Genomic DNA, 9,181 nt, shown 5'->3' with positions numbered 1-9,181 from the left:
ATGGACGGCCGAAGCCGCCCATGACCGCGACCCGGCAACACCGTCAGAACACAAATCAAAGGAGATTGAAGTGACTGAGATCAAGCCGTTCCTGGAGCCGGAGGCAGCCGAGTTCACCGCGGCCACCGACAACCCACCCTTCCTCTTCGACCTGCCCCCCGCAGAAGGCCGTGCAGCCGTCGAGGACGTCCAGTCGGGCGACATCGAGAAGCCCGCAGTCGACGAGGAGTGGATCACCGTCGAAGGCGGTCCCACCGGCTCCGTGCAGGTGAAGATCATCAAGCCTACCGGCGCCACCGGAACGCTCCCGGTCGTCTTCTACATCCACGGCGCAGGCTGGGTCTTCGGGTCCGCCAGCACCCACGACCGCCTCGTCCGGGAACTTGCGGTCGGCGCCGAGGCCGCCGTTGTCTTCCCCGAGTACGACCGCTCACCCGAAGCGAAGTACCCGACTGCCATCGAGCAGAACTACGCCGCAGCCCAGTGGGTCATGAACCATGGCGCCGAGAAGGGCCTGGACGCGTCTCGCTTCGCCGTCGCCGGTGACTCCGTCGGCGGCAACATGTCGGCAGTCCTCACCCTCATGGCCAAGGACCGCGGCGACGTCACCATCAAGCAGCAGGTCCTGCTCTACCCGGTCACGAACGCCGACTTCGACACCGCGTCCTACCACCAGTTCGCCGAGCACTACTTCCTCCGGCGTGACGGCATGCAGTGGTTCTGGGACCAGTACACCGAGAACGACGAGCAGCGGAACGACATCTACGCCTCTCCGCTGCGCGCCACCCTGGACCAGTTGAAGGACCTCCCGCCCGCGCTCGTCCTCACCGCCGAGGCCGACGTGCTCCGCGACGAAGGCGAGGCCTACGCCGCGAAGTTGCGCGAGGCCGGCGTCCCCGTCACGCACCTCCGCGTCGGCGGAACGATCCACGACTTCATGCTCCTCAACGCGCTTCGGCCCACCAACGCCGCAGCAATCGGCATCAAGTTGGCGCAGGACACCCTCAAGGCAGCCCTGCACTGATGCCCGGCCGGGGTGGGCAACCCACAAGGTTGCCCACCCCACCCCAACGCCCCACACACCACACTCACCAACGGAGAACCCGAAAATGTCCCTCGACCACAGTGCGTCGGTCACCACCGCTGCCTCGAACCTGCCGGCCACCCTCACCGCGTCGTTCCTGGACCGCCTCACCAGCCAGGTCGCTGCGGCGCCCGGCGGCACCACGGTCACCACCACGGCCCCCTACACCGGCGAGCCCCTCGCCGTACTCCCTGCCTCCACCGTCGACGATGTCGACGCCGCGTTCGCCCGCGCCCGCATCGCCCAGACCGCCTGGGCCGCAACTCCGATCGAGGAGCGCAAGCAGATCTTCCTGCGCTTCCACGACCTGCTGCTGGAGCGCCAGAAGGAAGCCCTCGACCTGATGCAGGCCGAGAACGGCAAGACCCGCCGCGACGCCTTCCTGGAGGTCGCGGACATCGCCATCACCGCCCGCTACTACGCACGCAACGTGAAGCGACTCCTCGCCCCCAAGCGCCGCCACGGCGCGCTCCCGTTCCTCACCCACACCACCGAACTGCACCACGCCAAGGGCGTCGTCACCGTCATCTCGCCGTGGAACTACCCGCTCTCCATGGCTGCAGGTGACGCCATCCCCGCGATGCTCGCCGGCAACGCCGTCGTCCAGAAGCCCGACACCCAGACCGCGCTCACCGCACTCTGGGCACGCGACCTCCTCGTCGAAGCCGGCCTCCCCGCCGACATCTGGCAGATGGTCATCGGTCGCGCGAGCACCGTCGGCGACCCGCTCCTGGCCAACGGCGACTACGTCATGTTCACCGGCTCCACCGCGAGCGGCCGCCAGATCGCCCAGAAGGCGGGCGAGCGCCTCATCGGAGCCTCGCTCGAACTCGGCGGCAAGAACCCGATGATCGTGCTGCCCGACGCCGACATCGACCGCACCGTCAAGGGCGCCATCTCCGCCGCCTTCCCCTCCACGGGCCAGTTGTGCGTCTCCATCGAGCGCATGTACGTCGCGGACGAGATCTACGACCAGTTCGTGCCCGCCTTCGCCGAAGCCACCAAGGCACTCCGCATCGGCGCGGCCTACGACTTCACCGTCGACGTGGGTTGCCTCACCACCCCGTCACAGTTGGAGACGGTCACCAACCACGTCAACGACGCCGTCGCCAAGGGGGCAACCGTCCTGGCCGGCGGCAAGGCACGTCCCGACCTCGGACCGCTCTTCTACGAGCCCACCATCCTGGCCGACGTCACCCCCGACATGACCCTCTTCGAGCACGAGACCTTCGGCCCGGTCGTCGCGATCTACCGCTACTCCGACATCGAGGACGCCGTCGCCCGCGCCAACGCCACGCCGTACGGCCTCAACGCCAGCGTGTGGGGTCGCAACGGCGCCCGCGCCCGCGCGGTCGCTGCCCGGATCCACTCGGGCACCGTCAACGTCAACGAGGCGTTCACCGCTGCCTGGGGCAGCATCGACGCCCCGATGGGCGGAATGGGCGACTCCGGTCTGGGTCGTCGTCACGGCGCCGACGGCCTCCTCAAGTACACCGAGGCGCAGACCGTCGCCCACCAGCGCCTGCAGGGCTTCAACGCGCCCAAGGGCGTCGACCAGGAGAAGTGGGCTCAGTTCCTCACCAACGCCCTGAAGACCTTCAAGAACGTGGGCATGCGTTGAGCACTGGGCCGGTCGTCCTCATCTCGCCCGCAATGGGCATCGGGTCCCGCTACTACAAGCCGCTCGTCGCCGCCTTCGAGGAAATCGGCTGGGACGCGATCGCCCTGACCCGGCGCGGTTTCGAGGACAAGACCGTGACCGCGAGCCGTCGCCTCGACTGGTCCTACATGGACGAAATCGACGACATCCACGACGCCGTTGCCGAGGCCCGCACGACGTACCCGGGACGACCGGTCCTGCTGCTGGGGCACAGTCTCGGTGGGCAGTTGACCGCTGGCTTCATGATGACCGGGGGAGCGGTTGATGGAGTCATCACGGTCGGCGGCGCCATCCCGCACTATCGGCTCTTTCCGTACGCGGGCGTACACCTGGCGCTGATGGGAGCCGTCATCGTGCCCGCCCTCACCGCAACCTTCGGGTACCTCCCGAAGCCCGCCTTCGGTGGTCCGGGGGCACGAACCCTCATGCGGGAGTGGGCGTCGATGGCGCTCACCGGGCGGACGCCGTTCCCGGAAGGGAAGCCGATCTCGGTACCGTCGCTGGTGGTCAGCCTCGACAACGATTCCCTTGCTCCGTACAAGGCCGTTGAGGCGTTCGGGAAGAACATGTTCGACCGTGACGCCCTCACGCGATGGCACTACACCGATGCTGAGGTGCCTGTCGGCGCAACGAACGACCACGTCGCGTGGGTGCGCACGCCGGAGACCGTTGTGTCGAAGATCCACCTCTGGTGGGACGCGGAGACCGGTCAGTCCTCAGGTTTCTGAGGCAGGGGCGCCCGAGGGCGGGTCCGCATGGTCACGTTGCCGTGCGGACCCGAACGGGCTCCGGCGCCGTCCACCCTCGCCAGATCGCCAACAACCTCCACACGATGGTGACGCTTGCGGCAGCCACCACCGAAGGCCCGACGGCGTCGACAACCGTCAGACCAACGACCGCAATGGTGGCTCCCGCACTAGCCGGAATGGCGTACAACTCGTCCTTGCGGAGAATCAGCGGAACCCGATCGATCAGGGTGTCGCGCATGATTCCGCCGCCGACGCCAGCGACGACCCCCACGAGAATCGCGGGAAGCACTGCAAGGCCGTGGTCGACGGCCTTGACGGCTCCGGCTGCCGTGAAGAGTCCGAGCCCGAACGCATCGAACACGTTGATGTAACCCTCGGCGCGTTCCAGTGCCGGATGCAGCAAGAACGTCGCCGACCCGGCGACGACGGCTGCCAGCAGGTAGCGCCCGTCCAGGAACGCTGCGGGCGGGCTCGCGCCGATGAAGACGTCGCGTAGAACGCCGCCTCCCAGACCCGTGACAGTCGCAAGGACCAGCACGCCAACGACATCGAGTTGTGCACGCACTGCGGTGAGCCCGCCTGAGATGGCCAGGACGATGATGGCGCTGAGATCAAGACCCATGGCTCAGAGGAACGCTCGACCCTCGCCGCGGTACGTCGGAACGGTGGCGACTATCTCGCCGTCGCGGACGAGGTGGAGTTCGTTGACCCGCTCGCACAACTCGCCGGCCTTCGCGTGACGGAACCAGACCCGGTCGCCCAGTCGCATGTCCGATCGCCCCTTCAGCGGGGTCTGGGCTTCGCCTGCGCCTTCCATGCCGGTCAGGGACAGGCCGGTCGGCCACGAGGGTCGCGGCAGCCGGTCCCGCCCGGGAACCCCGCTTGCAACCCAGCCGCCTCCAAGAGCCGTGGCCATCGACGGCGTCGGGCGACGTATGACAGAAGCCGTGAAGTAGGCAGCCGGCAGAGGACGGAAGTGCCTGTAGCCGTCGAACAGTGCGGGCCCGTACAGGCCGGACCCGGCAGCCACCTCGGTCACGGCCTCCTCAGCCAACGTCGATTCGATGCTTCCGGTACCGCCCCCGTTGACGAACTCCAGATCGGTGACGTCCCGGACGGCGTTCACGATCGCGGCTCGGCGGGTGGCCAGTTCGCGAATCGAACGAGCCTGGATGCCTCGGATCTGCAGGCGGTGAACCAGCGAGCCGACGTTGTTCGCCACACCGGCGATCTGACCTTCGTACGCCATCAAGCCAACGAGGTGGAACCGCTGCCGGCCCTGGACTTCATCCGCGAGCGCCCGCACCGACTCGACGGAATGGAGCGGCGACCGTCGAGGACCCAGGTGGACACGTCCGCCGAGGAGGCGGAGCGAGGCGTCGATGTCGAGACAGACGCGCAACGCGGGCCCGGTGCGTCCGACGGCCCACTCGATGAGGTCCAACTGCTCGACCGAGTCGACCATCAGCGTGACCCGGCGGGCCAACTCCTCCGAAGCCGCCAACTCCCGCAACGCGGCGCGGTCGGCCGTCGGGTAGCCCACCACCACGTCCTCGCACGTTTCTGCGAGCCACAGCGCCTCGGGCAACGTCAACGCCAGAATGCCCGCGTAACCATCGGTGTCGAGGACTGCGCGGGTCAGTTCCCGACAACGCACAGACTTCGTCGCGACACGGATGGGCTTTCCGCCTGCTCGTCGAGCCATCGTGCGGGCGTTCGTGGCGAACGCCGCGAGGTCGACCGCTGCGAACGGCGGCTCAAGGTGGCTGGTGGCGGCGTCCAGGCCGGCAACGTCCACGTGGGCCACGTCCGCGGCGCTCAGCAGGTCAAGCGTCGTGACGCTCATCCGAAGATCCTCCGAACATGCGCGTTCGCGAATACGCCGTCCGGGTCCAACTGCTTCCGGACGGTCTGGAAGGCGTCCCATTCCGGGTAACGACCCGACAGGGTTGCTGCATCGAGTGCATGCCGCTTGCCCCAGTGCGGGCGCGCGTCGTACTCCCCGGCGATGGCGGCGACGCCGGCGAAGTACTCCTCCCACGCCATCCCCTGATAGGCGTGGGCCGCGATGTACGCCGTCTCCCTACCGTAGGCCGGGCTCAGCATGGAGTCGGTGTCGCTTGCCACGAACCGGACCTCCAGCGGGAAGTTCGCGTCATGCTTTTCAGCCACCGCCAGGATCTCTTTGAGGGCCGGCGCACACGCCTCCCGCGGGAACGCCCACTCGGTTTCCGTGAACCGCACCCTGCGCGGGCTGGAGAACACATCCTGTGAGCGGCCCACCTTCGTGGACCCGCCCGCCACCGAGGTCACGAACCGGTTGAGACGCGGAATGTGCCGCGGGAACCGTCGTCCGGTCCGCGAAATCAGGTCGAGGACGTGGTTCTCCACCAGTACCTCGTCAAACCAGGCACGTGCCCGGCCCCGGGCCGCCGCCGGCGCGTCGGTCCGGTTCAGGTCCTTGGTCAGGGCCCGCGAGGCGTGCGGAAAGATGAAGAACTCGAAGTGGTCGTTGCCGTCGACGCGCTCATCGAGGTCGGCCAGCAGCGCCGGCAGCGGAGTCAGTCCGCGATGCTCTTCCAGCCGGAACGACGGCACCGTCCGGAGCGTGTATGCCGTGATGACGCCGAGCGCTCCGACACTGACCCGCGCCGCGCGTAGTTCCTCACCGGACAGTTCACGAACCGAGCCGTCCGCGGTGACCAGTTCGAGGGATTCGACGAAGGTTGCCAGGTTGCCGAGCAGGGCACCGGTTCCGTGGGTGCCTGTGGAGATGGCTCCGGCAACGCTCTGCACGTTGATGTCGCCGAGGTTCGCCAGCGCCAAGCCATGCGCGTCCAATGCTGCGTTCAGTTCGAACAGGCGCGTGCCGGCGGCAACGCGGACCAGGCCGGTGTCCCGGTCGACATGCTGGATGCCCTTGAGTCCGTCCAGGCTTAGCAGCGTCCCGTCAGTCAGGACGTTGTCGCCGAACGAGTGACCCCCGCCGACGACCCGGATGATGTCGCCACGGTCCGCCGCCGCACGCACCACAGTGCCCACCTCGTCGACCGAGGTCGGCGCCGCCCTGTGCGCTGGCGCGCAGGTCTGGTCACCGGTCCAGTTGTGCCACATACGTCCTCCATGCTTTGTGCCGACCGTCACACGATGCCGCCGATTCGCTGCCCGGGGGAAACACCAGAACGCCTCGGCACCCACGCATCGGAGTTGTGAGTTCGAGTCGAGCCACCTTGGGCGGTTGCTCGACCGAAGGACGGGCTGAAGGAAATGGGTAGCCCCGGCCGTCCAGAGAGGACGGCCGGGGCCTCGCCGACTTACAGCAGAGGGGTCAGCGGATGACCACTTCCTTTGCGTTCGTGTTGCCGTACGCGTCCTTCGCGCCACCAGCGGGGATGGTCACGTCCGTCCCCGCAGGAATCGCCAGCGCCTGGCTGCCGGACACAACAACCTTCCGACCGTCCACGACAAACGTGGCCGTCCAGTTCGGAGCCCACGACGGGCGGTAGGTCCAGTCCTTGTTCTCCACCGCACCCGGGATGGCCAGTTGCATCTTCCCGCCAGCCACCGTCGGAACGAGCGCCGTCGAGGCCTGCAGCAGGAACGATCCCGACACGAGCCGGTACTGCTTCGCCGTGACCACCATCCGATAGGTACCGGTCGCCTGCGACAGCGACGGCTCCCACCACGCCGTGTACTTACCGTTCGCGTTCGACGACCACAGCATCTGGGTGCCGAGGTCGGACGTCACCGAGGTCCACGTGCCGGAGACGAGGCGCTGCACCGTCACGAAAGCCGAGTCGACCGGGCGGTCGATGCCGTTGGCGCCACCGACCCAACTGAACGCCGGGTGACCCAGGCGACCAACGGTGCCGGGCTGGGCAGTGATGGTCCCCGCAGTAGCACCCGACCCGTAGGCCGCGGCCGTCACATGAGTGCCCTGATTCGGGTCATACGCATAGGCAGCAGGTGCAGGAGTCCCCGCGGCAAGCGTCGTCGCAAGACCACTCAGACCCTGCACCACAAGCGGGAAGGCGTACTGGCCATACACCGTGGCCCCACCCTCGTAGTTCTGCATCTCGAACTCCTTGGGCGTCGTCCAGTAGTCCAGGTACTCGCCCGCGTAGCCAGCGATGACCACACGCTTGATTCCGACACCACTCAGAATCGGGCCGAGCGCGGACCGAAGCATGGTGCCCGCACCCAGCGTCGGCTCACCGGGAACAGTGGCGATGGCCTGGTTGCCAATCTGCAGGACCGTCAGCGGCACAGCCTGAGGCATGTTGCCCTTCTCGTTGAGAAGCGGAATCTTGCGTCCCTGCGGGCCGACGTCAGCGGGAAGGCGCATACCTTCGCGTGCGATGCCGAGTTCGTAGCCCAGGCTCCGGCCCTCCTCGGAACCGGCGAATGCTGCGAGACCGCCAACCGGCGACGAGTCTGTCGGGTGACCATCGACGCTCTGTCCGCACATGCACATACGGGTCCAACGGAGGTTGATCGTCGGGGTGCTCGTCATCGCCTGGCCTGCTGCGGACCACGCAGTGAACATCGCCGCCGCCTCACGCTGACCGACATAGTCGGCCGCCGCGGGGCCGCTCCGGTCAAGCCCGGAACTCATGTCGCCTGCGTCGGAGTTCGCGAACGCGGTCACCACGTTGCTCGAAGCGGGGAGGTGTGCGGCCGTCCGGATCTTGTCGCTGAGGTAGCGCTCGGCGGAGCCGGCGTGGTCGGCGCTGTAGTAACTGAAACTGGCCTTGTTGACCGTGCCGTGGTTCGCGAACGTCGTGTAGACGCCGATCGGGACGCTCTTGCCGTCCTTGAACTGGTCAACGCGAAGCAGGTCGACACTCGGGTCGATGGTGCCCTCGTAGCCGTTCGGGTCCTGGTCCACGCTTCCGGAACCGACGGGCTCGTCGATGCCGTAGTTGGCGAGGTGTGCTTCGAGGCTGCGGTTCTGCGTGACGCCGTACAGGTTCGTGTGACCCCATCCGACAGCGCCGGGGGCGAGGTTGTCATCGGCCATGCGAATCGCGGAGGCCAACTGACGGGTCATGAAGTTGTACATGGTCTGATCCGGCTGGGTCAGCACCAGGTTGGAGTTCAGAAGTGAGTCAACGGAACCGGTGTCCGGGAGGACGCTGTTGTAGGCAGGGAAGTTCATGTAACTCATCTGCGAACTGTGGGTGTGCGTCGCAGATGCGATGACGTCCTGCTCGGTGAACCCGCGCCCCGGCAGCAGAGCAGCCGCGTCGCGGACCATGCCGGCGCTCAACGCGAACAGGTCCGTCGTGACCAGGGCGACCTTCTGGGTGCCGGACTTGATGACGACCGCGCGGGCATACAGGCGGGTGTTCTGCCCGTAGGCGTGGGCGCAGGAGCACGCCCAGCCGCCCTTGTAGCCGCCGGTCGGGGGAGTGATGTCGGCGTACCCGACCCCCACCTCGATCTTCGGGGGAGTGGTGGCCGCAGCGCTCGGGCCGCTTGTGCCGGTCAGGACCGGCATGGCGAGGACCGCCGCGAGCAGCAGCGTGATGAAGCGGTAGCGCCCCAACGGGGGTGTCTTTCTCATTCGGATGGTCTCCCTCTGGTGTGAACGATGTCCGCACGCGAAGCGCACGATGATGAGTGACTCGGGTAGGGCCGACCGCGCATCGGGCGACCGCCCCGATGTGGGTCCGCGGGGTTCTAGCC

At 67.4% G+C, this 9,181-nt stretch carries 7 protein-coding genes; 3 read left to right on the top strand and 4 right to left on the bottom strand.

The window, feature by feature from the left end:
• The first annotated feature begins 70 nt into the window (after positions 1-70).
• From EPD65_RS08495 to EPD65_RS08485, 3 genes are all read left to right on the top strand, one after another.
• Positions 71-1,024 carry an alpha/beta hydrolase gene (locus EPD65_RS08495; protein ID WP_131583108.1) on the top strand — a complete coding sequence of 318 codons (954 nt, stop codon included), beginning with the start codon at positions 71-73 and terminating at the stop codon, positions 1,022-1,024.
• Positions 1,025-1,109: 85 nt separating this feature from the next.
• Entirely contained in the window at positions 1,110-2,705 is a 1,596-nt protein-coding gene (locus EPD65_RS08490) for a succinic semialdehyde dehydrogenase (protein WP_131583106.1), read from the top strand.
• A complete protein-coding gene (locus EPD65_RS08485; RefSeq protein ID WP_207891472.1) occupies positions 2,702-3,472 on the top strand; it encodes an alpha/beta fold hydrolase in 771 nt (256 codons plus the stop codon). Before EPD65_RS08490 ends, EPD65_RS08485 begins: the two co-directional genes overlap by 4 nt.
• Before the next feature lie 31 nt (positions 3,473-3,503).
• On the opposite strand, the gene EPD65_RS08480 is transcribed toward EPD65_RS08485, so the two are convergent.
• From EPD65_RS08480 to EPD65_RS08465, 4 genes are all read right to left on the bottom strand, one after another.
• On the bottom strand, positions 3,504-4,115 hold the full coding sequence (locus EPD65_RS08480) for a trimeric intracellular cation channel family protein (protein WP_131583104.1): 612 nt from the start codon (positions 4,113-4,115) through the stop codon (positions 3,504-3,506).
• 3 nt (positions 4,116-4,118) lie between these two features.
• On the bottom strand, positions 4,119-5,339 hold the full coding sequence (locus EPD65_RS08475; RefSeq protein ID WP_131583103.1) for an amino acid deaminase/aldolase: 1,221 nt from the start codon (positions 5,337-5,339) through the stop codon (positions 4,119-4,121).
• Positions 5,336-6,607, bottom strand: a complete 1,272-nt coding sequence (locus tag EPD65_RS08470) for a D-arabinono-1,4-lactone oxidase (RefSeq protein ID WP_131583101.1) — start codon at positions 6,605-6,607, stop codon at positions 5,336-5,338. Before EPD65_RS08470 ends, EPD65_RS08475 begins: the two co-directional genes overlap by 4 nt.
• Positions 6,608-6,821: 214 nt before the next feature.
• Positions 6,822-9,059 carry a neutral/alkaline non-lysosomal ceramidase N-terminal domain-containing protein gene (locus EPD65_RS08465; RefSeq protein ID WP_131583099.1) on the bottom strand — a complete coding sequence of 746 codons (2,238 nt, stop codon included), beginning with the start codon at positions 9,057-9,059 and terminating at the stop codon, positions 6,822-6,824.
• Positions 9,060-9,181 lie beyond the last annotated feature (122 nt).

This window comes from Nocardioides jejuensis, from assembly GCF_004337475.1.
GTDB lineage: Bacteria > Actinomycetota > Actinomycetes > Propionibacteriales > Nocardioidaceae > Nocardioides > Nocardioides jejuensis.
Note: the sequence above shows the minus strand (reverse complement) of the source record. Positions and strands in the feature narration are given on the sequence as shown.

Bases quoted from the DNA above. Each gene is read 5' to 3' on its own strand.
- EPD65_RS08470 (WP_131583101.1), bottom strand. From the start codon at position 6,607: ATGTGGCACAACTGGACCGGTGACCAGACCTGCGCGCCAGCGCACAGG.
- EPD65_RS08480 (WP_131583104.1), bottom strand. From the start codon at position 4,115: ATGGGTCTTGATCTCAGCGCCATCATCGTCCTGGCCATCTCAGGCGGG.
- EPD65_RS08465 (WP_131583099.1), bottom strand. From the start codon at position 9,059: ATGAGAAAGACACCCCCGTTGGGGCGCTACCGCTTCATCACGCTGCTG.
- EPD65_RS08490 (WP_131583106.1), top strand. From the start codon at position 1,110: ATGTCCCTCGACCACAGTGCGTCGGTCACCACCGCTGCCTCGAACCTG.
- EPD65_RS08475 (WP_131583103.1), bottom strand. From the start codon at position 5,339: ATGAGCGTCACGACGCTTGACCTGCTGAGCGCCGCGGACGTGGCCCAC.